20 protein-coding genes, 3 pseudogenes and 1 riboswitch are annotated in these 21,086 nt (G+C 61.0%); of the genes and pseudogenes, 10 read left to right on the top strand and 13 right to left on the bottom strand.

What is annotated here, in order from left to right; translation table 11 throughout:
• The first annotated feature begins 24 nt into the window (after nt 1-24).
• The 4 genes and pseudogenes from ftsE to AB2N04_RS06330 all read left to right on the top strand — a co-directional run bounded on the left by ftsE (nt 25) and on the right by AB2N04_RS06330 (nt 3,338).
• Nucleotides 25-684 carry a cell division ATP-binding protein FtsE gene (gene ftsE, locus AB2N04_RS06345; protein WP_367717736.1) on the top strand — a complete coding sequence of 220 codons (660 nt, stop codon included), beginning with the start codon at nt 25-27 and terminating at the stop codon, nt 682-684.
• Nucleotides 677-1,667 (top strand): annotated as a pseudogene (locus tag AB2N04_RS06340) (cell division protein FtsX). The gene ftsE and the pseudogene AB2N04_RS06340 overlap by 8 nt, the downstream one beginning before the upstream one ends.
• A 191-nt stretch (nt 1,668-1,858) precedes the next feature.
• Nucleotides 1,859-2,458, top strand: a complete 600-nt coding sequence (locus AB2N04_RS06335) for a YdcF family protein (RefSeq protein WP_367718753.1) — start codon at nt 1,859-1,861, stop codon at nt 2,456-2,458.
• A gap of 76 nt (nt 2,459-2,534) precedes the next feature.
• Nucleotides 2,535-3,338 (top strand): lysophospholipid acyltransferase family protein, encoded by an 804-nt coding sequence (locus AB2N04_RS06330; protein WP_367717735.1) that lies wholly within the window; start codon nt 2,535-2,537, stop codon nt 3,336-3,338.
• A 23-nt stretch (nt 3,339-3,361) separates the two neighbouring features.
• Here the strand turns inward: AB2N04_RS06330 and AB2N04_RS06325 are convergent, their stop codons facing one another.
• Nucleotides 3,362-3,898 (bottom strand): gamma-glutamylcyclotransferase, encoded by a 537-nt coding sequence (locus AB2N04_RS06325; RefSeq protein WP_367717734.1) that lies wholly within the window; start codon nt 3,896-3,898, stop codon nt 3,362-3,364.
• 75 nt (nt 3,899-3,973) lie between these two features.
• Between AB2N04_RS06325 and AB2N04_RS06320 the strand changes: the two genes are divergently transcribed.
• Nucleotides 3,974-4,303, top strand: coding sequence for a DUF2125 domain-containing protein (locus AB2N04_RS06320; RefSeq protein ID WP_367717733.1), 330 nt, complete (start codon nt 3,974-3,976; stop codon nt 4,301-4,303).
• Complete coding sequence (locus AB2N04_RS06315; protein ID WP_367718752.1) at nt 4,248-4,970, top strand: DUF2125 domain-containing protein; 723 nt, start codon at nt 4,248-4,250, stop codon at nt 4,968-4,970. Before AB2N04_RS06320 ends, AB2N04_RS06315 begins: the two co-directional genes overlap by 56 nt.
• 11 nt (nt 4,971-4,981) lie before the next feature.
• On the opposite strand, the pseudogene AB2N04_RS06310 reads toward AB2N04_RS06315, so the two are convergent.
• Both AB2N04_RS06310 and hisC read right to left on the bottom strand, forming a co-directional pair.
• A pseudogene (locus AB2N04_RS06310) lies at nt 4,982-5,918 on the bottom strand (prephenate/arogenate dehydrogenase family protein).
• 3 nt (nt 5,919-5,921) lie between these two features.
• A complete protein-coding gene (gene hisC, locus AB2N04_RS06305) occupies nt 5,922-7,022 on the bottom strand; it encodes a histidinol-phosphate transaminase (RefSeq protein WP_367717732.1) in 1,101 nt (366 codons plus the stop codon).
• Between the two features lie 118 nt (nt 7,023-7,140).
• A riboswitch (SAM riboswitch) is annotated at nt 7,141-7,218 on the top strand.
• Between the two features lie 53 nt (nt 7,219-7,271).
• Here hisC and metA point away from each other — a divergent pair.
• The gene (gene metA / locus AB2N04_RS06300) at nt 7,272-8,195 is read left to right on the top strand and encodes a homoserine O-succinyltransferase (RefSeq protein WP_367717731.1); all 924 of its coding nucleotides are present in this window, start codon (nt 7,272-7,274) and stop codon (nt 8,193-8,195) included.
• 27 nt (nt 8,196-8,222) lie between these two features.
• Here the strand turns inward: metA and AB2N04_RS06295 are convergent, their stop codons facing one another.
• Together AB2N04_RS06295 and AB2N04_RS06290 are read right to left on the bottom strand one after the other, a co-directional pair.
• Nucleotides 8,223-9,308 carry an NAD(P)H-dependent flavin oxidoreductase gene (locus AB2N04_RS06295; protein ID WP_367717730.1) on the bottom strand — a complete coding sequence of 362 codons (1,086 nt, stop codon included), beginning with the start codon at nt 9,306-9,308 and terminating at the stop codon, nt 8,223-8,225.
• Between the two features lie 3 nt (nt 9,309-9,311).
• Nucleotides 9,312-10,076 carry a class I SAM-dependent methyltransferase gene (locus AB2N04_RS06290; protein WP_367717728.1) on the bottom strand — a complete coding sequence of 255 codons (765 nt, stop codon included), beginning with the start codon at nt 10,074-10,076 and terminating at the stop codon, nt 9,312-9,314.
• A gap of 104 nt (nt 10,077-10,180) precedes the next feature.
• On the opposite strand from AB2N04_RS06290, the gene gloB reads away from it, so the two are divergent.
• Complete coding sequence (gloB, locus tag AB2N04_RS06285) at nt 10,181-10,948, top strand: hydroxyacylglutathione hydrolase (RefSeq protein ID WP_367717726.1); 768 nt, start codon at nt 10,181-10,183, stop codon at nt 10,946-10,948.
• A gap of 2 nt (nt 10,949-10,950) precedes the next feature.
• Here gloB and AB2N04_RS06280 read toward each other — a convergent pair whose 3' ends face one another.
• Together AB2N04_RS06280 and AB2N04_RS06275 are read right to left on the bottom strand one after the other, a co-directional pair.
• A complete protein-coding gene (locus tag AB2N04_RS06280) occupies nt 10,951-11,838 on the bottom strand; it encodes a DMT family transporter (RefSeq protein ID WP_367717724.1) in 888 nt (295 codons plus the stop codon).
• A gap of 22 nt (nt 11,839-11,860) precedes the next feature.
• Nucleotides 11,861-12,631 carry a DUF3108 domain-containing protein gene (locus AB2N04_RS06275; protein WP_367717723.1) on the bottom strand — a complete coding sequence of 257 codons (771 nt, stop codon included), beginning with the start codon at nt 12,629-12,631 and terminating at the stop codon, nt 11,861-11,863.
• Nucleotides 12,632-12,882: 251 nt separating this feature from the next.
• Between AB2N04_RS06275 and rpmB the strand changes: the two genes are divergently transcribed.
• Nucleotides 12,883-13,179 carry a 50S ribosomal protein L28 gene (gene rpmB / locus AB2N04_RS06270; protein WP_367717721.1) on the top strand — a complete coding sequence of 99 codons (297 nt, stop codon included), beginning with the start codon at nt 12,883-12,885 and terminating at the stop codon, nt 13,177-13,179.
• A gap of 141 nt (nt 13,180-13,320) precedes the next feature.
• Entirely contained in the window at nt 13,321-13,953 is a 633-nt protein-coding gene (locus AB2N04_RS06265; protein WP_367717720.1) for a queuosine precursor transporter, read from the top strand.
• 4 nt (nt 13,954-13,957) lie between these two features.
• Here AB2N04_RS06265 and AB2N04_RS06260 read toward each other — a convergent pair whose 3' ends face one another.
• The 6 genes and pseudogenes from AB2N04_RS06260 to AB2N04_RS06235 all read right to left on the bottom strand — a co-directional run bounded on the left by AB2N04_RS06260 (nt 13,958) and on the right by AB2N04_RS06235 (nt 21,017).
• Nucleotides 13,958-14,422: a MarR family winged helix-turn-helix transcriptional regulator gene (locus AB2N04_RS06260; protein WP_367717719.1), complete on the bottom strand. Its 465-nt coding sequence runs from the start codon at nt 14,420-14,422 to the stop codon at nt 13,958-13,960.
• Entirely contained in the window at nt 14,419-15,003 is a 585-nt protein-coding gene (locus AB2N04_RS06255) for an amino acid synthesis family protein (RefSeq protein WP_367717718.1), read from the bottom strand. The genes AB2N04_RS06260 and AB2N04_RS06255 overlap by 4 nt, the downstream gene beginning before the upstream one ends.
• Nucleotides 14,996-15,898: a UPF0280 family protein gene (locus AB2N04_RS06250; protein WP_367717716.1), complete on the bottom strand. Its 903-nt coding sequence runs from the start codon at nt 15,896-15,898 to the stop codon at nt 14,996-14,998. Before AB2N04_RS06250 ends, AB2N04_RS06255 begins: the two co-directional genes overlap by 8 nt.
• Nucleotides 15,895-17,422 (bottom strand): annotated as a pseudogene (locus AB2N04_RS06245) (6-hydroxynicotinate reductase). The gene AB2N04_RS06250 and the pseudogene AB2N04_RS06245 overlap by 4 nt, the downstream one beginning before the upstream one ends.
• On the bottom strand, nt 17,422-20,166 hold the full coding sequence (locus tag AB2N04_RS06240) for a molybdopterin-dependent oxidoreductase (protein WP_367717715.1): 2,745 nt from the start codon (nt 20,164-20,166) through the stop codon (nt 17,422-17,424). The pseudogene AB2N04_RS06245 and the gene AB2N04_RS06240 overlap by 1 nt, the downstream one beginning before the upstream one ends.
• Nucleotides 20,163-21,017, bottom strand: coding sequence for a xanthine dehydrogenase family protein subunit M (locus AB2N04_RS06235; RefSeq protein ID WP_367717713.1), 855 nt, complete (start codon nt 21,015-21,017; stop codon nt 20,163-20,165). Before AB2N04_RS06235 ends, AB2N04_RS06240 begins: the two co-directional genes overlap by 4 nt.
• Between the last annotated feature and the right edge of the window lie 69 nt (nt 21,018-21,086).

The following is a 21,086-nucleotide window of genomic DNA, read 5'->3' as shown; positions in this document are numbered from 1 at the left end:
CCACTCACAGAACGCAGGTTTCTCGTGATTCGATTTGAAAATGTCGGCCATAGATACGGAATGGGTCCGGAGATCCTCCGCGACGTTTCCTTTCATTTGCCCGAGCGCTCGTTCCAGTTCCTGAGCGGCCCCTCCGGAGCGGGGAAAACCACCCTGCTGCGCCTGCTTTTCATGTCGCTCAAGCCCACGCGCGGTCTTATCACGATCTTTGGCAAGGACCGCTCCCGGATCACCCGCACCGAGCTCCCGCTCATGCGGCGCAACATCGGCGTGGTGTTTCAGGATTTCCGACTTCTCGATCATCTGACCACCTATGAAAACGTGGCGCTGCCCCTGCGTGTGCGGGGACGCGAGGAAGCCACCTACCGCAGCGATGTGATCGAGCTTTTGAAATGGGTCGGCCTCGGCGAGCGCATGCACGTTCTGCCACCAATCCTGTCGGGCGGTGAAAAACAGCGCGCAGCCATCGCGCGCGCGCTCATCGAGCAGCCGCGCATCCTGCTGGCCGACGAACCGACAGGCAATGTAGATCCCCAGCTCGCACGCCGTCTTCTCAGGCTTCTGATCGAGCTGAACCGCCTTGGCACTGCGGTGGTCATTGCCACCCATGACCTTGGCCTCATGGATCAGGTTGACGCCCGTCGCATGGTTCTGTCGGGTGGAAGGCTGGACATATATGACTGATACGCGCCGCCTTTTGAAAAATCTCGGTTCCCGTCTAAGCTCTGGCGCCCGCGACGTGATCGCTCGCAAGCAGATGCCGATCGTTCCACCAGACAATGTGGCCGGACGCGCGATGGTTTTGGTCATAGCCATCATGACCTTTCTCTCCTGCCTCACGCTGGGCGCGGTCACGCTGGTTCGAGACACCGCCGCCACCTGGCAAACCCAGATCTCGCGTGAAGCCACGATCCAGATCAAGCCGGCAGAAGGTCTGGATATGGAAGCGGCCCTAGCCCAGGCACAACAGATCGCATCCGGCTATGCCGGCGTCACCGATGCCAATGTCGTTGATGCTCAGGCCACGGCCCGCCTTCTGGAGCCCTGGCTGGGCACCGGGCTGGACATCGAAAGCCTGCCGGTCCCCCGGCTGGTGATCGTCACCATCGACCCGGCGGCCCCGGCCGGATTTCACCGCCATGCGTGGCGAACTCCAGCAGAAAATCGCCAATGTCTCGCTGGATGACCACCGCACCTGGGTGGACCGTCTCGTCGCCATGGCACGCACCACCGTCACCATCGGCATGTCGGCACTGGCGCTCATGCTGTCGGCCACGGCTCTCACCGTAATTTTTGCAACCAGGGGCGCCATGTCCGGCAATGGGCATATCGTGGAAGTTCTGCATTTTGTGGGAGCCGAGGCGCCCTTTATTGCATCGCAGTTCCGGCGCCATTTTCTGCTGGCAGGAATGAAAGGCGCTGCCGCCGGCGGTATCGGCGCCATCCTGGTGTTTATCGGCTTCTACTGGTGGTCGTCGCGCAACATGGCAACGCCCGAAGCCGACCAGGCAACGGCCCTGTTCGGCAATTTCGCCATTGGCCCTTCCGGCTATATCGGTGTGGGTGCGATTGTCATCGTCATCGCGGTACTGACAGCCGCAACCTCGCACGTCACCGTGCTGTCTCATCTCAAAAACGTCGACAGCGCCCACCCTGACAGCATGTAGAACACGGCTACGGCAATTGTCCTGTTCAACGCAACGCTGCTGACTATCCATCGCCGCAATTTGCGGTTAACCATCGGCGTATGAGAAACGAGCCGCAGCACGGTCTGGAAGAGCCCGCCATGGTGGCGGGCAGAAGGCGCGCCCCGTTGTTGCGTCGCGTGTTGAGGGCCCTCCTGTTGTCCGGGCTTTTGATGATCCTCGCCTTCCTCCTCGGTTTCGGGCTGTTTGCAGACCATATCGGCCGGCTGGTTACCCCGGGTCAGATGCAACAGGCGGACGGCATTGTCGTTCTCACCGGCGGCCATTCCCGGATCGACGTCGCAGTGCGGCTTCTCAAGGCAGGCAAGGGAAAGCGGCTGTTGATCAGTGGGGTAAATCCCATTGCCAGGGCAGATGATTTACGCATCGCGACAGGCAGCGAGGCCGAGCTGTTCGACTGCTGCGTCGACATCGATCATGCGGCCCTCGACACGATCGGAAACGCTGAAGAAAGTGCCAAATGGGTTCAGGCCAATGCCTATGACAGCATCATCCTGGTGACCAACAATTACCACATGCCGCGCAGCCTTCTGGAAATGCGCAGGCTTCTGCCTTCAGCCACCGTCCACCCCTATCCCGTCGTCAACACCCCGCTCGACAACGCAGCATGGCTTGCCAAGCCCGATGCCCTGCGTGTTCTTGCCACCGAGTACACGAAGTATGTCGGCGCTTTGCTCCGCGAAATTGTCCCCATACCCCGCATCGCGGGCCTGAAACAGCCAAATGAGATCACGAAGGCGACACTGAAGTAAATCACTCCACCTGCGCGCTTTGCCTCACTGCCCCGGTGTTGTAAGAGCCTCGAACAAACCCAACGGGCCGTCGTCCATGCTTCATATCCGCTCCACCGTCTTCAATGTCCTGTTTTATCTGAATCTCATCCTTCAGATGCTGTTCTGGACGCCAGTGTATTTTCTGCTGCCGCGCAAGAAAGCCTGGTTCGTGCCCAAATTCTGGGCCGCGTCCAGCCTGTGGTTGCAGAAGATCGTGACCGGAGCCCATTCCGAAATCTCAGGACTTGAACATCTTCCCGACGGCCCCTGCATCATCGCCCCCAAGCATCAGTCGTTCTGGGATACAATCGCGTTCCTTCCACACATTCCCGACGCTCTCTACATTTTGAAGCGGGAGTTGATGTGGATACCATTCTTCGGCTGGTACGTGGCCAAGATGCGCATGATCCCCATCAACCGCGGCAGCCGCACCAAAGCTCTCAAACAGGCCGTTAAATCCGCCCGGATCCTGATGCAGGAGAAGCGACAGCTCATCATCTATCCGGAAGGCACGCGCCGCCCGCCCGGCGCCGAACCCGCCTACAAATATGGCATCGTCGAACTCTATGCGCAGTTGAATGTTCCGGTCGTTCCGGTCGCACACGCAGCAGGCCTCTTCTGGCCCCGTCGCAAATTTTTGCGCCATCCGGGCATTATCCGCGCCCGCTTTCTGCCGCCCATCGAACCCGGACTGCCGCGCGAGGAGTTTCAGAAACGCCTCGTGCAGGATACGGAGGCTGCCTGTGATGAAATGCTCGTGGAAGCGGCCACCGCAAACAATCCCCCCCCTCTGCCCGAAACTGCACGCAGGCGATTGACCGAGCTCGGAGTCCTCAAGAGCGCGGCAACGGAGACCTGACCCCCCCCTTCCATAACCCGATTTCAAAGCGCCTTGCCAGTTTCCGCCTGGAGGCGGGCGGCGACCGCTTCGAGCCAGTGGTCGCGAATGTCCAAAGCTTTCAGATGCTCGACCGTGTTGCGCACATAATCGACATTCGGCCCCGACTGGCCGATGGAAGCGCTCACCTGCCGTGCCGCATGTTCCACATCGAGCCTTCCGGCATACTGGCCATGTCCACGGTCCACCACATAGGTCAGCGCCTCCACCAACTGCCCGTTCTCAAGCCTCGCACCAACCCGTCGTTCAAGATAGACATTCGTGACGAGCTCTCGCTCGCGCAAATAGGCAACCACCTCGTTTTTCAGTTCACCGGGCACTCGGAAGGCAAGTCCGAGACACGACCCTCCACGATCGAGACCGAGAACGAGGCCAGGCCGATCAGGCGTTCCGCGATGAACATGGGAATGAATGCAAAGCGCGCGGCGATAACCGTGGACTCTCGCCTTGCATGTCTCCACATGCGCAAAACCCGGGCGCCACATAAGCGATCCGTAGCCAAAGACCCAAAAATCGTTCATATCGCCAGCCCAATGCTTGAAAGGGTGTTGCCGTATTGCCATCACTGAAGATGATCGGGTTAACCGGAGGACCTCATGCCGTCAAGAAAACGCGCCAAACGCAGCTTCAGCCGCCGTTTTCTCCTGTTTGGGCTCTTCATCGTGCTGGCAATCCTCGCCTATACCGGTGCATGGTTCTATGCAGCCGATACGCTTGAGCGCCGAACCATCACGGCAATCGAAGACCTGAACACAAACCAGCAACGAGTAAACTGCGAAGAACCCACCGCACGCGGCTATCCATTTCGGATCGGCCTTTTCTGTCGTTCGGTATTCTTCGAAAACGCAGGCGAGGGTATTTCGGTCAGCGCTGGCGCGTTTCGCTCGGCTGCGCAGGTCTACCAACCGACACGGGGCCGTCGGTGAACTCGACGCACCCGCGCGCATCACCCTGCCCTACCTGCCTCCCCTCGAAGCGCGCTGGGACAACATGCGCATCAGCGCATACCTGACGAGAGCACTGCCGGAGCGGTTTTCCAGCGACGCAGAAAACCTTGTCCTTACGCTTGGGCAAAAGCCTGATCAGACCATCGCAATGGCGGACAGTTTCCAGCTTCATGCACGGCAGAATGAAGGCAATCTCGATCTGGCGCTGGTGGCCCGGGATCTGACGGTCGACCCCGCATTCACCAATGGCACGACGATACCGCCACTCAACGGCGAAATTCTCGTGACGCTCGATGATGGCATCACGCTTCTGGGCAGGTCAGGTTCCAGCCTCAGGGGCCATTCAGGCACTGTCGAGAACCTTCACCTCAAGACTTCCGAAGGTTCAGCCGGTCTGAGCATAAGGGGGCCGGTCAGCGTCGCAGATAATGGGCTGGTGGATGCGCAATTGCAGGTAACCGTTGACGACCCACAGGCGATTGCCTTGCTTGTCAGCCAGATATTCCCGCAAAGACGCAATGAGATCGGCGGCATCACCTCGGGCCTGGCAGGCCTCGGTTCTTCCCCGACCCTGCCTGTCAATATACGTCAGGGTCGGATTTTTGTCGGTTTCTTGCCACTCGGGAACATTCCGCCCCTGAGATGAGAGCGATGTAGCTACGTTTTGTCCGGATGGGAGATGGCATGACGCCCGAAATCCGGCACGTCGATATCCTGCCCCGCCTCAATGATGGATCGCCGAATGGCGCGTGTCCGGGTGAACATGTCGAAGAGTTTCTCTCCGTCGCCCCAACGGATCGCTCGCTGAAGCGCCGATAGGTCTTCGGAAAAGCGTGCCAGCATCTCCAGGATCGCATCGCTGTTGTGCAGGCACACATCGCGCCACATGGTCGGGTCGGACGCCGCCAGACGCGTGAAGTCGCGAAAACCGGAGGCCGAATATTTGATAACCTCAGACTTGGTGACCGCTTCCAGATCGTCCGCAGTGCCAACAATGTTGTAGGCGATGATGTGCGGCAGGTGCGACACGATCGCCAGAACCATGTCATGGTGCTCGGGATCCATCCGGTCCACCATGGCGCCGCACCGTTCCCAGAACTCAGACAGCCGCGAAAGCGCATCCGGGTCCGTATCGGGGAGCGGTGTGAGAATGCACCACCGTCCCTCGAACAGATCCGCGAAACCGGCATCCGGACCGGAATCTTCCGTACCCGCAATCGGGTGACCGGGGATGAAGTGGACATTATCCGGCAGATGCGGTTGCATCTGTGAAATCACCGACGCCTTGGTCGACCCCACATCCGTGACAATCGCACCTGGTTTCAACCCCGCAGCAATGGCCTGCGCCACGGCACCCGAAGCACCGACAGGAACCGAGACGATCACCAGATCGGCATCCCGCACTGCGGCGATTGCGTCCTGCTCATAGATGTCGCCCAGCCCCAGTTCGCGGGCTCTTGCGAGGGTCGTTTCACTGCGGCTCGATATGGCAATGGTTTCCGCAAGGCCACCGTGTCTGACGGCCCGCGCCAGCGACGAACCGATCAGGGCCGATACCGACCAGCGCGACCTTTTCAAAAAGTGGTTCAGGCACAACTCAGCCTTCCATGAATTCCTTGAGTGCAGCGACGACACCGCGATTGGCCTCTTCGGTGCCTATGGTCATGCGCAGGGCATTGGGAAAGCCATAAGGCACGACCCGGCGCAGCACATAACCCCGCGACCCAAGAAATGCATCGGCGTCCGCTGCCGATTTGCCGCCATTTTCGGGGAAATGAACCAGCAGGAAGTTTCCGACACTGGGTGTAACCCTCAAACCGAGCTTGCCAAACTCCTCGACCAGCCAGGCACTCCAGGTCTCGTTGTACGCAACCGCGCGCTCCACATGCGCCTTGTCGCGGATAGCAACTGCACCCGCCTCGATGGCCAGCGCGTTGACATTGAAGGGACCGCGCACCCGGTTCACCGCATCAACCACATGCGCTGGTGCATACATCCAGCCGATGCGCAGCGCCGCCATGCCGTGAATCTTGGAGAACGTGCGTGTCATGACGACATTCTCGCACGACGAAACCAGTTCGATGCCTGACTCGTAATCATTGCGTCGCACATACTCGGCATAGGCCGCGTCAAGCACGAGCAGCACGTTTTTCGGCAGCCCAGCCTGCAGACGCCGCACCTCGTCCACCGGCAGATAGGTGCCGGTCGGATTGTTGGGATTGGCCAGGAACACGATGCGTGTTTTTACCGTCACGGCCGCTAGGATGGCATCTACGTCCGCCCGCTCATTGTCTTCCTTCACCACCACCGGCCTGCCACCGGCGGCCAGCGTCTGGATGCGATAGACCAGAAAACCGTGCTCGGTGAAAATCGCCTCGTCGCCGGGCTTGATATAGGTCTGTGCGAGCAGGCCGAGAAGCTCATCGGACCCGTTGGAACACAGAATGTTTGCCGGGTTGAGCCCGTGCGTCTGCGCAATGGCATCGCGCAGTCTGGTCGCCGACCCGTCCGGATAAAGTTCCAGATTCCCCATCGCCCTGGAAAGCGCCTCGACAGCCGCAGGCGATGGCCCGAGCGGAGATTCGTTCGAGGAGAGCTTCCAGACCTTCGCCGCACCGGGAGCGGTTTCGCGACCGGGCACATAAGCGGCGATTTCCATGACACCGGGCTTCGGTTCGGGACGGACGGACGTGCTCATTGAATGGTCCTGTTTTGGAAAACGGTTGATCGGATACTCGACCCTTACGGAGAAAATTCGTGAGTTGCTTTAGACCATGACAGCGATTGACGCAAAGAAAACACCATCCTAAATAAAGACCATCACTCGTGGTGATTTGGCCGGTCGGCTTGCAGCCACGTAAAACAATTCGCTAAAAGGCCGAGCGAAGCAGAATTTGCTGAGACCGGTCGCGATTTCGCCGCCGGTCTTTTTTGTTGGAGCAAACCCATGCCGATCAAGATCCCCGACCAGCTTCCCGCCCGCGACGTGCTCGTGCGTGAAGGTGTGTCCGTGATGGACGAGCAGACAGCGCTGCGGCAGGACGTGCGCCCGCTACAGATCGGCCTTCTCAATCTCATGCCCAACAAGATCCGCACGGAGACCCAGTTTGCGCGCCTGATCGGCGCTTCGCCACTGCAGGTGGAGCTTACCCTCGTGCGCATTGGCAACCATCGTGCCAAGAACACGCCGGAGGAACACCTCATTTCCTTCTACCAGACCTGGGAGGAGGTGCGGGACCGCAAATTCGATGGCTTCATCATCACCGGTGCGCCCATCGAACTTCTGCCCTTCGAAGAAGTCACCTATTGGAAAGAGCTGGAAGAAATCCTGGACTGGACACTGACCAACGTCCACTCCTCTTTCTATATCTGCTGGGGGGCCATGGCTGCCGCATGGCACTTTCACCGCATCCCGAAATACACGCTGGAGAAGAAAGCTTTCGGCGTGTTCCGGCACCGCAACAATGCGCCCGCCTCGCCCTTCCTGGCCGGATTTTCCGACGATTTCGCCATCCCGGTGTCACGCTGGACGGAGGTGCGCTCCGCCGACATTCCAGCCGGAACGGGCCTGCAGGTGTTGATGGAATCCGACGTCACCGGCCCCTGTCTCCTGACGGAAGAAACCGGCAACCGGCTCTATATGTTCAACCATATCGAGTACGATTCCACCTCCCTCAAGGAGGAATACGACCGGGACGTTGCATCAGGGACCGAAGTCGCCGTGCCCCATGGCTACTATCCCGAAGATGACCCGAGCCGCCCGCCGCTCAACCGCTGGCGCTCGCATGCACATCTGCTCTTCGGCAACTGGATCAACCAGGTCTACCAGTCAACGCCCTATGCAATCGAACAGATCGGCGTGAAACGCTAGCTGGCGATTGGCCCGGCCGTGAGGGAGCTAACCGTTGCCGGGCATGCGCCCGTGCAAAAGGTCAGTTGCCTCGCGGGCCAGTCTGACCGTTAGTTCGCCCGCAGGCATCGGAGCGGCAAGCGCAGCCGCCTGCCCCGCCCAGAGCGGCGAGAAATCGCTCACCCCTGCCTGTTCGGCGGCGGAGCGCAACGGGCCCACCGCGGCCGTGGCAAGCGGAAATGCCGGAGCCTTCTCACTCATCGGCCCCACTTCGCTGACGAAACGGTTGAGCAGTCCCCGGGCTGGCCTGCCCGTGAAAACGTCGGTGAGTACCGTACGGTCGTCGCGTGCCAGCGCCAGGGCATCGCGGTGCCCCTTGCTGGTAAGTGCCTCGGGCGACTGGAGATAGGCAGTGCCCACCTGAACGGCAGAAGCACCAAGCATGAAACATGCGGCAACTGCTCGGCCATCACTGATGCCGCCCGCCGCGATAACCGGCACGGTCACCGCATCGACCACCTGCGGAACCAGCGCCAGCGTGCCCGGTTGCGTCGCAATATCCGGTTCGAGAAAAACACCACGGTGGCCGCCGGCTTCAACCCCTTGGGCAATGATCGCATCGCAGCCATTCTCCTCCAGAAACCGCGCTTCCGCGACAGTCGTTGCAGAAGCTATGATCTTTGCTCCCGCATCACGCACCCGCTTTATCAGGCCAGCGTTCGGAAGGCCGAAATGAAAGCTCACCACCTCCGGGCGGTACTCTTCCACGATGGCACAGCTTTCCTCGTTGAAAGGGTTGCGTCCTGCACCGGCCGGCGCGGCATCCGGGTCCAGGCCGAACTCGGAATAGTAGGGCCGCAGGCAGTCACGCCATGCCGCTTCGCGCCCTGTATCGGGCGTTGGCGGTACATGGCAAAAGAAATTCAGATTGACCGGCCCGTCGGTGCGCCGCCGTATCTCCTGCATTTCCGTACGGATTTTCTCGGGCGTCAGCATGGCACAGGGCAGTGAGCCAAGCCCACCCGCTTCGCTCACGGCGATGGCGAGTTCCGCTCCGCCCGAGCCCGCCATCGGGGCAAGCAGGACTGGAAGGTCGATGCCAAAAAGTTCAGTAATCGGAGTCTCCATCACCATCTTTCAGCATCCCTTTTCCTGATTGCGCCTGACTGCACCAACGCGTGTGGCGCCCTGTGGCGAAAGCACCGGCACGAAGACGCGACGTGAAGCGCGGGCTGTCACCGGCAAACCCTGATAGAGGCGCTTTTCAGCTTCGACCACCAAAACGCCCGCGAAAATCGGCCAGAAGCGTCGCCCGGCCTGTTCCAGCAGCTGATGAAGCCGCAGTACAAAACGCCGCTCGGAGGGCGGAAAGTGAAGAGCATCACCCCAGGCCGTGGCTGTAAAATTGGCTTCCCTCAGTGCCTCGGCAAGCTGTGTGCGTGAAAAGGGGCGGCCCGTGCCGAAGGGGGTGTTCTCGAACCGTGCCCACATGCCGCGACGGTTGGGCACCGCGATCACGACACGGCCACCGGGCGCTAAAACACGCCAGATCTCCAGAAGTGCCTGCTGTGGATTTTCCGTATGCTCCAGCGCATGAACCATAAGCACCCGATCCACCGACGAATCGGGGAGCGGCAGCTCTTCTTCAAACACCAGCGCCGTGGCCGAGGACTGCCCCGAAGGCCAGGCCACCGCCCCCTGCATGGCAGGCATGAACGCAAACGTACGCTCGGCATCCGCACCAAAACGGTCAAGCCACGGCAAGGTGTAGCCAAGTCCCACCAGCCGCTCACTGGTGCTTTTCGACCAGAGGGACGATAGGGCCATCGCCAGCGAACGCTCGGTCAGGCGACCAAGCAGGGAGGAATAGAAGGCGCGCAGCGCGACAATGTCCGAAATCATGGCCGCGACGGTACCCCTCTTCCACGACACCGGCAAGAATTGTCGCACCCGGCGTGACAAGCCGCCGCCCTCGCCCTATCGTCCAGCCAGCAACGGAGAGTTTCATGGCCCTGAAGATCGAACAGTTTGTGTGCCGGAGCGATAATTTCGGCATTCTCGCCCACGATACGGAAACGGGCGAGACAGCACTGATTGATGCACCGGAAGAGCGCGCCATTCTCTCGGCGATCGAACGTACGGGATGGCAACCGACGATGATTCTCACAACCCATCATCATCCCGACCACGTGGAAGCCAATCTCGCGCTCAAGGAACGGTTCGGCCTCAGCATCACAGGCCCGGCAGCCGAAGCCGACCGCATTCCCGGAATAGACCACACCGTGAGTGAAGGCGACACGATTGCGGTCGGTAAACAGCGTGCGACTGTAATTGAAACGCCAGGGCATACGGCCGGGCACGTCAGTTATCATTTTGCCGATGCGGGTATCGTCTTCACGGCCGATACGCTCTTCTCGCTCGGATGCGGCCGGCTGTTCGAGTGCAAACCACCCGTGATGCTCGCCTCGCTCAGAAAACTCGCCGCGCTTCCGTTGGAAACCATCGTCTATTGCGGCCATGAATACACTGAATCCAATGCCCGTTTCGCGTTAAGCATCGATCCGACCAACTCCGCACTCCGGGAACGTGCGAGAGAGGTTACAAGTCTGCGAAACGAAGGCCGGCACACGCTTCCGACCACGATCGGCAAGGAAATGGCCACCAATCCGTTCCTGCGCTGGCACGATCCCGTCATTCGTCGCAATCTCGACATGGAAGATGCAAGCGATGAAGCCGTCTTCGCCGAGATCAGAAAGCGCAAGGACATATCCTGACGCTACGCCGCGTCAGCCTCCGGCTGTCGCGGCCTCAGGATCATGTTCTTTGCCGCCAGTGCGGCCCCGAAAGTGATCAGAAGACAGGCAGCGATGATACTTGCCGTCGGTTCGGCAGAGCCCGCAGCAATCAGTATCAGGGTCGAAAGAAGCGGCGCGGCATAGCTTGCCACACCCAGCACCTGGATATTGCCGCGCTTGACCCCGTAGTCCCACGCGTAGAAGGCCCCGCCCACCGGCAAGAGACCGAGACCGAGCACGTTCAGCCATTCACCGGTAGACGCTGGCCAGACGGTTTCCTCCAGTCCCAGATGACAGAGAGCCGAAAGAACAGCCGTTGCCGCGCAAAACCATGTGACAATGCTGGTTGGAACAGCGTCAAACCGGCGCGACAAAAGCGAATATCCGGACCAGAAAAAAGCGCAGGCGCCCGCCGCCGCGTACCCCGCCGCATAGCGGCTTTCGAAACTGAACCCGCCCCCCTTGGTTATGATGAGTGCCGTACCCGCAAGCCCGAAAAGCGCGCCTGCAATATGATGCCAGCCGAGCCGTTCTCCCGGCATCAATGCAGAGCCAAGCACGATCAGCAATGGCCACAGATAGGCAATCAGGCTCGCTTCCACGGCCGGCGCATTGCGCAGCGCCGTGAAGTAGAAGAAGTGATAGCCGAAAAGCCCCGCAATACCGATAAGCCATACGACCGGTGGCACCGGGTGCGCAGGGCCCTGTGGAGGTGCAACAACACGCATGAAGAGGCCGACCAGCGTCGCCACTGAAAAGCACACTGCAGAAAGGAGAAAGGGCGGAACCGCCCCTGAACCGGCGGTGAAAAGCGCCAGAAGCGCCCACATGACAACAGCAGAAAACCCGATCAGCGTAGCACGTGCCAATCTTCCCTCCCCGGCCAGGCCCTCAATCCACTGGCCGGCCCTGAATATGGACCGTGCCAATCTTGGTTCCGATCTGCGCTTGCACGGGCGTGTGATGACCACGCGCGCCAAGCGGCTTGAAAGCAACCAATATACGAGCCTTGTCACGCAGGAAAGCGATTGTGGATCGCCCCTTGCGGTACCCGGAAATCGGAATGAAACGCGCCTTGCAAGTAATCAGATCCTTTCCGATACGCTCGCTCTTGCCCGCAGGTGAAAAGACGATATCGGCGCGCATCTCACCGTCAAATACCTTCAGGCGACGGTTGCACACTTCCTTGGCATTCTGTGCGGGCGAGAGCAGTGCCGACAGGGGGTCGAGCGCTCCGATCAGATCCTCCCTGGAAACCCTGATCCAGTCACTCCCGCGCTTCTTCGGCTTCGGTGTTATCACGGTTTCAACGACCCGTCCGCTTTTGTAGCGGATGGACGTCGTCTCGCGTTTCTTGCCGCTGACATAGGCGAGTTCATAGGACGAGGGCACAACGGAGCGGCTGGAAATCCGCCCCTGTGAAAGCACGGTTCCATCCGTCTGATCGAATAGGCGGGCAACGCCAGCACTGGCGAAACGACCGGCTACCTCAAAACGATCGTCTTTCAGTCTGCTGGTAAAGTCGGCCTTGCCAATCGGAATCCCGAACAGCGACGCACTGTAGCGTAAGCGATGGACCTCCCCGCTTCCCGCAGGAGCCTGATCGACCGTCCAGAACAGGAGAATGACGAGAGAAATTTGCACCACAACAATCCGCATCATAGGCGGAGCCCTCCAGCATGCCGGCAGACCGGCGCGTCCCCTCCCTTGCCTGGACAGGAATAATAAGGCAATTCTTTGGAAAAGGATCATGGAGATTGCCCCAACCGCGTCGCGGGGTGCTTGACCCACACGCCAAATATCTCTATGGAACGGCAACTTTTTCCATAAGGCCGCTAACGACCGACCGTGCGCCGCTAGTTTCAGGTGCGGTAGTCGGGTATGAATGGGCCAAGACGATGAAGGTTTGAAAAATGTCCCGCGCCTGCGAACTGACCGGCAAAGCCGTAATGACCGGCAACAATGTGAGCCACGCGAACAACAAGACGCGTCGTCGCTTTCTTCCCAATCTGTGCCACGTGACGCTTCAGTCCGAGGCTCTTGGCCAGAACGTGCGTCTGCGCGTATCCGCCAATGCCCTGCGCACGGTTGAGCATCGCGGCGGTCTCGACGCGTTTCTCGTGAAGGCCAAGGCCAACGAACTTTCCCAGCGCGCTCGTCTGCTCAAGAAGCAGGTCGAGAAGAAGATCGCTGAGCAGGTCGCAGCCTGAGGCCTCCGCCGCGGCATGGCTGCTGCGGCTCGGCAATAAATTCATCGGCCCGCCATGGCCGCGCAGTTCATGAGTGGGCTTTTGCCCGCGTGAAAATGCGCCGTTGGCGGGCTTTCTGGTTCCATCACCCAGGATAAAAAAATGCATCGTCTCTATGCGATCTGGCCATTCATGGCCGCCATGGCGGTCATCGTCACCGCATCGAATTTTCTCGTCCAGTATCCGTTTCAGCATTTCGGTCTCGGCGATCTGCTCACCTGGGGTGCGTTCACCTATCCGGTAGCGTTTCTCGTCAACGATCTGACGAATCGCCGCTTCGGCCCCGGTGCTGCCCGACGCGTCGTGCTGTGTGGCTTCCTGATCGCCATTGTGCTTTCCATTTGGCTCGCAAGTCCACGCATCGCCATTGCCTCGGGCGCAGCCTTCCTCTTTGCGCAACTGCTTGATGTCGCCGTGTTCGACCGGTTGCGTGGCAGTGTCTGGTGGCGCGCACCGCTGATCTCCACACTGATCGGATCGCTGCTCGACACGGCACTGTTTTTTTCGCTGGCCTTTGCTGCGCGATTCGCGTTTCTCGACACGGCGTTCGGCCTGGAAGACGGGTCTCTCGCCTTCCCCGTAGCGCTTTTCGGCACAGGCATTGAAGCACCGCTCTGGCTTTCGCTGGCAGTCGGCGATTTCGTGGTGAAAATCCTGATCGGCCTCGCGATGCTTGCACCCTATGGCGCGCTTCTGGCCGTTTTGCGCACCGGGCCAGCCTATAACCAGCGATAGGCGCCTAACCGTCCGCCAGTTTTGTCAGCAGACGTAGAAACGTGACAGTTTCGCGCGGGGTGAGCGGAGCGAGCGTTTCCTCGCTCACCTCCAGCGCTTCGGGAAGCAGCGTTTCAATCAGCGCCCTGCCTTCGTCGCTCAGGCTCACCACAAGCCGCCGCCGGTCGCGCCCATGCGGTTCGAGAACCACAAGAGAGCGCGCCTTCAAACGGTCTATCACGCCCTTGATGGTGGCGGCATCCATGGCCACCAGCTGGCCAAGCTGATTCTGCGATGTGGCTCCCACCTCATGGAGCTTGGCCAAAGCGGCGAATTGAGGCGGCGTCAGATCGCTGATACGGGCGGCAAAAATCGACAGATGGCGCTGGTTGGCCTTGCGCAGGATAAAGCCAACCTGTTCGCTCAACTCATAGGCATCAGCCGATTTTCCGCCGGCCAACACCTTGAGGGTGCCCTGCTCTGCACTCATCTGAGACCGTCCTCACCCTTAACGTCTTCGGCTTTTAGCCCACCCATGCGCGCATGGATACGCGGCCCGCAGGCCATGGCAAGCACAAACAGGATCTCGTCCGGGCGTGGGCCATCCGGCATCCCCACTTCCATCGCATCGAAATGGCTGCGCACATAGGCGGCATTGATGTGCCCGAGCGGAATATCGATGCGCGCGCCAAAAGCGCCTACTTTCTTGGAAGACGGAACGATCGCCTTGGAATCGCCCAACCGCTCGCGCATCGCGTAGCCGCCCGGTACATGCCAGAGCGCACCGTGCTCCAATTCCCCGTCCGTGCCAACGATCGCGCCCTTTCCGAAACCGTCGATCACGGAGATATCGCCCCCAAGCGCATCGATCAGCCGGTCCGTCATTTCAAGACCGAGAGGCTTCAGATCGTCCATCGCGCTTTCAAGCTCTTGTGCATATCCGCCGGCGAAAGGATTCCTGACCAGCGCAAGGGCCGCTGCCCGGCGGCGGGGCTCGGCCGGGGCAGGGCCGCCCTCGTGAAAAATCTCTTCCGTGACAAGCGCAATCTTGCGCAGGGTAAATTCAGGCATGGATCAGACCTTCTTGTGAATCACAATAACCAAAAGCGGTCTCTTGCATCCGCTTTTCCAGTGGAATGGTTCCGCATTCGCGCGTTTCACCACGCAGGAACAGGGCAGCCGCCTCGATCACGCCTCGCTCATGCATGGCCTGCGCTGTGACAAGCCCATTATCAAGTGCAAGCGTTATATCGGCGTGGGAAAGCGATCCCACCGCCTGTGTCACCAGTCGATCGCGCAGATCGCTGTCGGGATCAATGCGGCTCGCAGGAACTCGCTCCACCGCCGGGTGCCCCGGAAGATCGACCTCATTGGCAATCAGAGTCGCCGCCACGTCTGCCGCCGCCGCCGAGGGGGCAAGCACCGTCACGGCATCCGCAATTCCGAGCGAATGGCTTCTGCCGCGCCAGCCACTGGTCGCAATGCCACGAACCGCATCGCCTGATCGCACCGAGATGCGATCATCCATTCCATGGCCGGTGCCTGCAATGGCGATGTCCAGCGTCTCGCCATCAGCGAGGTGGATGGCAACATCACCGCCATTGTTCACATAAGCCCACGCCAGCGCCCGGTCTTTCACAAGTGCGGCAAGCACGTCATCGGCGACACTGCCGGCCACTGCCGCCATCGGCGTAACAAAGGCGGGCACATGCGCATGCGCCACCCTTTCCATACGCTGCGCGGTGGCGCCGCAAAAGCGCCGGAGCCTCGCACCAGCCGGACTGCGCAGGGCCGGCAGTTCCGCCACCAGTTCTTCAAGGATCGTCTCAAACCGCGCCACCGCCTGGCGATAGGCAAGAAGCCGCTCCTGCTCTTGCCCAAAAGCCTCGACGATCAGGTCAATGGGCCCATGGTTCAGATGCAGGCGGCGGCCATCAGCAAGCCAACTGGCGATTGGACCGCTCATCGTTCCGGTTCCCGGCGCAATTGCTGGAGCGGTGGCCAGGGATTGGCAGCTGTTGCCCCCCGTGCTTCACGCGGGTTGAAATATTCCCCACCCTTTTCGAGCACATCCTCAACGCTGCGGATTTCATCCGCATAGCCACCGAGCCGTACATAATCCTCCCGCCTGAGCGTGAATTCGATGGGTGCGACCAGAGCCGGCGTCGGCACATAGCCAAAGGCGTTTTCAGGCGTGCGCATCACATCAACCATGATGGTGATACCGCCACCCGGCCACACATAGACCGGCGCACCGCCAACCGTGACATAGGTTTTGAGCCCCTGAACGGAGCGTGTCAGATTGACCGGGTTCTCCGTCACGCCAGCGCGGAGACTGCCGCCCGCCCCGCCCATGAACAGAACGGTGCACAGCGCCGGCTCGCAATTCTGCTCGATCAGATCAACCGATTTGCGCAAACGCTCCGGAAAGGGCCTCTTGACCGGCTGAAGCGCCTCATCAAGCTCATAATAGGCAAACTGCTCGCCCGTGGTGGAAACCATGAGCAGGGAGAGCCCCGGCCGCGCGCCTTTCTTCTCATTGAAGGGCCCCAGAATATCGAGCGGGTCGTCAATGGTCGTCCCACCCCATCCAAGCCCCGGGTCGGACACCTTGAAATAACGCCCAGGTGTGGAACGGCGGCCAATGATCTTGATGCCGGTGTCTTCCCAACCGATCACCTTGCCCGCCTGATGCTCGGAGACGACACCGGTAATGTGGTCATCGACCACAACGACCTCGTCCACGAGCCCCTTCCACTGGGTGGCAAACATGCCGATGGTGGCCGAGCCGCAGCCCACACGCATGCGCTCTTCACGCGTCCCGTCGATCACCGGCGGCTCGCCGGCCTGCACGACAACGCTCGCGCCCCCATCAATGGTCAGTTCCACCGGTTTCTTGTTGCACAGATCGAGCATAGCCTGACAGGTGACGCGGCCCTCTGCCTTCGATCCGCCGGTCAGGTGATGCACCCCGCCGAGCGAAAGCATCTGGCTGCCATATTCGGCGGTGGTGACATGGCCCACCGCTTCGCCATTCGCGCGCACCGTGGCCGCTTCGGGCCCCAGATGCCGGTCCGTGTCGATCTTCACCTTCACGCCGCAATAGGAGAAGATGCCCTCCGTCACCACCGTAACAAGATCGACACCCTCGACCTCCTGCGAAACGATGAAGGGGGCGGGTTTGTAATCCGGATAGGTGGTGCCGGCCCCCCACCGCGCTCACGAAGCGGCGCTTCGTGTTGACCAGTTCGCCCTCCCAAGGCGCTTCGCCTTCAAAGGGAACGACAGCATCTCCCTCCTCGGCGGCATGTTCAAGGATCGTCACCGGGTCACAGCGCGTGATGCGCCCGCCGAAATTGCCATAGCGGTCGCAGGCACCCGTGCGCCCCTCGGCGATATAGCACATCACCGGACAGGCATCGCAGCGCAGCTTTTCGTCCGAAGGCTTCTTCGGCGGCGTGGCCTCAAAACGCTCGGTGAGCTCGTTCATCACCCGTTCTCCCGTGCCCGGATCGCCGCGAGAATGCGGCTCGGCGTTGCCGGCACTTTCGTAACTTCTACTCCCACCGCATGGCGGATCGCATTGAGGATCGCCGGCGCGGTGGGGATCAGCACATGTTCGCCCAGTCCCTTGGCGCCAAAGGGCCCTTCCGGGTCCGGCACCTCCACCAGAATGGTCTCGATCGGCGGCACATCGCCGATGGTGGGGATGAGGTAATCATGCAGGTTTTCCGTGCGGCCCGGCACATATTCCTCCATCAGCGCAAGGCCGATCCCCTGGGCGATGCCACCCTCGATCTGGCCTTCCACGAGAAGCGGATTGATCGCGCGGCCCACATCATGCGCCGCCGTGATTTTCAGAAGCCGCACCGTGCCCAGCGTGGTGTCGACCTCAAGCTCCACAAGCTGCGCGCCATACCCATAGACCGCATAGGGTACGCCCTGTCCCTTGTCGTCGAGTGCGGTTGTGGGCGGGTCATAGCTCTCTTCCGCCGAAAACACGTAGCCATGCGCGTCGGCCTCAAGATCGGAAAGCGCCACGCGCCGGCGCTCCGTCCCCTCGCTGATGGCCAGCGCGCCATCCTCAAGCGCAATCTCCGCTCCATCCGACACATTGGCAAAGCGCAGGACTTTTTCCCGCAATGCACGTCCCGCCTTTTCGGCAGCCTTGCCCGTCACATAGGTCTGGCGCGAAGCCGATGTCTTGCCGGCATCCGGCGTGATACCGGTATCACCGCCCACAAGCTGAAACGCCGAGAGCGGCAGGCCGCTCGCATCGGCGCAGATCTGCGTCACCACCGTGTTCGATCCCTGCCCGATATCCACCGCGCCCTGATGCAGCATGACCGCACCGGAAGCCGTGATCCCGACACGAATGGTCGAAGGGTTCGGCAGCGCGGTGTTGCCGCAGCCATACCAGCAGGATGCGACACCAATGCCCCGCCGCACCCTGCCCTCTCGAGCATTGGCCTCTTCAGCTTCGGCTTGCGCCCGTTCCCAGTGCGACTTCAGCGCCTCGAGACATTCACGGATGCCAACGCCCGAAAGCACCTGCCCGCAGGTGGTACGATCCCCATCGGCAAGCGCATTCTCAATACGGAACGCCAGCCGGTCGCGGCCCAGCTTTTCCGCCAGTCGGTCATAGAGCGTTTCCTGCATGATCGTCGCCTGCGGCACACCGAACCCGCGAAACGCGCCTGAGATCGGACCATTGGTGTGAATGGCCCGCCCCATGGCGCGATAATTCGGCGTGCGATAGGGCCCAGAGGCGTGAACCGGAACGCGGTTTGCCACCGTCGGCCCCCAGCTTGCATAGGCCCCGGTATTGAAATCCCCCTCAAACACCATGCCGGTGACGCGCCCCGCCTCATCCGCCGCAATCGAAGCGCGCATCGTTGCCGGGTGCCGTTTGGTGGTGGAGCGCATGGAATCGCCGCGCATATAGACAATCGCCGCCGGTCTCCCGGTCTTGAGCGCCACCAACCCCACCAGCGGCTGCAGTGAAACATCGAGTTTGGACCCGAACCCGCCGCCCGTCGCCAGCGGCACGATACGCACCTTCTCCGGCGGCAGACCGAGCACCTTGGCCGTGTCGTCGCGATCCATATAAGGCGCCTGCGTGCAGGCCTTGATGACCAGCGTGTCGCCATCCATCATCGCATAGCCCGCTTCCGGTTCGATATAGGCATGCTCCACATAGGAGGTCTCGACCTCACCGGAAACCGAGACAAAGGCTTCAGAAAGCGCGCCTTCCGGATCGCCGCATTCCACGAAGCCCCGCGTCAGCTCATTGCCCGTCCGTCCCTCATGCAGATCTGAAAACCCTTCCCGCCGCGCTTCATCCGGCGTCAGCGCATGGGGCAGTTCCTGCCAGCGGATCGGAAAGGCGTCCATGTCAATTGCCTCGATTGCATCGCGCTCGCCCGCAATCAGCGCCACCGCCTCGCCGCGAAACCGCGCCCGGCCCTCGGCCAGCGCCGGCTGATCGGCGAAAGGCGGGATGACGCCAAACCGGTTTTCGCCTGGAATGTCGGCTGCCGTGAAAACCGCGACAATGCCCGGATGCGCGGCGATGAACGCCTCCGTGTCACCGATATCGAAATCGGCGTGCCAGTGTGGCGACCGCACAACCGCGACCGACAGCGCATCGGCAGGTCGCTCATCCGCGCCGAAAATTTCCGTTCCATTCACCTTGCGCTCGCCATCGAGCCTGATCGGCGAGGCGCCGACCGCCTGTCCCTGCTCCACCCTGCTGGCATCGACACCCACCGAGCGGTTGGCATTCATCACCGCCTCGATGATCTTGCGGTAGCCGGTGCAGCGACACAGAACCCCGCCCAGCGCATCCTGAACCTCGGTCTCAGACGGTGTCGGATTCTGCTCCAGAAGTGCAGCCGCGCTCACCAGAACGCCCGGTGTGCATATCCCGCACTGGGCCGCACCATGGCGCAGGAAGGATGCCTGAAGCGCCGAGAGACTGCCATTCGACAATCCCTCCACGGTGCGCACACTTTTGCCCGAAAGACCGGCGGCCGGCACAAGACAGGCGCAGACCACAGCGCCATCCACCATCACCGAACAGGCCCCGCAATCGCCGGCGTCACAGCCAACCTTGGTGCCGGTCAGGCCCAGTTCGTCACGCAACACCGAAGAAAGCCGCTGGAGCGGAGAGACCTCCGTCACAACGGTCTTGCCATTCACTTCCAGAGATACCGACAGGCTTTTCCCGCTCATGCAGCCACCTCGCCGCGCTCTTCGCCCTGCCACGCCTGCTCCAGTGCACGGATCACGATCTCCCGCGCCGCCTCACGTCGATAGGCAGCCGTGCCACGCACATCATCGATGGGAGAAAGCTCCGGAAATCCGTATTCCATCACGGTCTGGCGCAGCTCCGATCGTTCGACAGCTTCAAGCCGCGCTTCCAGCCCTGAAAGACGCTGCGCCACGAGCGAGCAGGAGCCAACACTGATGGCCGTCTCCGCGATCTTGGCACCTTCGCGCACGACACGTGCAGCGGCCATGGCAATGGAAATCACCAGATAGCGCCGCGCGCCCAGCTTGACGAAGCCGGACGCACCGCGCGTGGAGATCTTTGGCACACGCACCGCCGTGAGAAGTTCATCATCCTCCCGCGCGGTCTTGCGATTGCCGAGGATGAAACCCGAGAGCGGCAAATGCCGAACGCCCTTTGCAGATCGCAATTCCACCTCCGCATCCAGCGCCAGAAGCGGCGGCACGCCATCGGCAGCCGGTGAGGCGTTGCACAGGTTCCCGGCAACCGTCCCCGTGTTCTGGATCTGCACCGAGCCAACCTCCCGGGCCGCCTGTTTGAGCATGTCAAAGGCGGGCGGCAGCGCCGTGTCGATAACCGCGCTCCAGCTTGTCCGCGCGCCGATGACAAAATGCGTCTCGGTCACTTCAATACCGCTCAACGCGGATAATCCGTTGATGTCGAGCACGTCGCTTTTCAGCGGGCCCGCGCCAAGGGCGGGATAAAAATCCGTCCCCCCGGCAAGAATGCTCCAGCGCTTCGTGCATAAGAGCCCGAGCGCCTCCTCCAGTTCGGTCGGTCTGGCATAGTCCATGCTGCGCCTGCCTGCCACTTGAGCTGTTGTTCCCTGGCCCCTTTTGATGCTCTGACGGCGGGGCTTAAA

It is taken from the genome of Nitratireductor sp. GISD-1A_MAKvit, assembly GCF_040819555.1.
GTDB lineage: Bacteria > Pseudomonadota > Alphaproteobacteria > Rhizobiales > Rhizobiaceae > Nitratireductor.
Note: the sequence above shows the minus strand (reverse complement) of the source record. Positions and strands in the feature narration are given on the sequence as shown.

Excerpts from the sequence above, each read along its gene's own strand:
- AB2N04_RS06335 (WP_367718753.1), top strand. The coding sequence starts at position 1,859 with ATGATCCTCGCCTTCCTCCTCGGTTTCGGGCTGTTTGCAGACCATATC.
- AB2N04_RS06330 (WP_367717735.1), top strand. The coding sequence starts at position 2,535 with ATGCTTCATATCCGCTCCACCGTCTTCAATGTCCTGTTTTATCTGAAT.
- AB2N04_RS06325 (WP_367717734.1), bottom strand. The coding sequence starts at position 3,898 with ATGAACGATTTTTGGGTCTTTGGCTACGGATCGCTTATGTGGCGCCCG.
- AB2N04_RS06320 (WP_367717733.1), top strand. The coding sequence starts at position 3,974 with ATGCCGTCAAGAAAACGCGCCAAACGCAGCTTCAGCCGCCGTTTTCTC.
- hisC (WP_367717732.1), bottom strand. The coding sequence starts at position 7,022 with ATGAGCACGTCCGTCCGTCCCGAACCGAAGCCCGGTGTCATGGAAATC.
- metA (WP_367717731.1), top strand. The coding sequence starts at position 7,272 with ATGCCGATCAAGATCCCCGACCAGCTTCCCGCCCGCGACGTGCTCGTG.
- AB2N04_RS06295 (WP_367717730.1), bottom strand. The coding sequence starts at position 9,308 with ATGGTGATGGAGACTCCGATTACTGAACTTTTTGGCATCGACCTTCCA.
- AB2N04_RS06290 (WP_367717728.1), bottom strand. The coding sequence starts at position 10,076 with ATGATTTCGGACATTGTCGCGCTGCGCGCCTTCTATTCCTCCCTGCTT.
- gloB (WP_367717726.1), top strand. The coding sequence starts at position 10,181 with ATGGCCCTGAAGATCGAACAGTTTGTGTGCCGGAGCGATAATTTCGGC.
- AB2N04_RS06275 (WP_367717723.1), bottom strand. The coding sequence starts at position 12,631 with ATGATGCGGATTGTTGTGGTGCAAATTTCTCTCGTCATTCTCCTGTTC.
- rpmB (WP_367717721.1), top strand. The coding sequence starts at position 12,883 with ATGTCCCGCGCCTGCGAACTGACCGGCAAAGCCGTAATGACCGGCAAC.
- AB2N04_RS06265 (WP_367717720.1), top strand. The coding sequence starts at position 13,321 with ATGCATCGTCTCTATGCGATCTGGCCATTCATGGCCGCCATGGCGGTC.
- AB2N04_RS06260 (WP_367717719.1), bottom strand. The coding sequence starts at position 14,422 with ATGAGTGCAGAGCAGGGCACCCTCAAGGTGTTGGCCGGCGGAAAATCG.
- AB2N04_RS06255 (WP_367717718.1), bottom strand. The coding sequence starts at position 15,003 with ATGCCTGAATTTACCCTGCGCAAGATTGCGCTTGTCACGGAAGAGATT.
- AB2N04_RS06250 (WP_367717716.1), bottom strand. The coding sequence starts at position 15,898 with ATGAGCGGTCCAATCGCCAGTTGGCTTGCTGATGGCCGCCGCCTGCAT.
- AB2N04_RS06240 (WP_367717715.1), bottom strand. The coding sequence starts at position 20,166 with ATGAGCGGGAAAAGCCTGTCGGTATCTCTGGAAGTGAATGGCAAGACC.
- AB2N04_RS06235 (WP_367717713.1), bottom strand. The coding sequence starts at position 21,017 with ATGGACTATGCCAGACCGACCGAACTGGAGGAGGCGCTCGGGCTCTTA.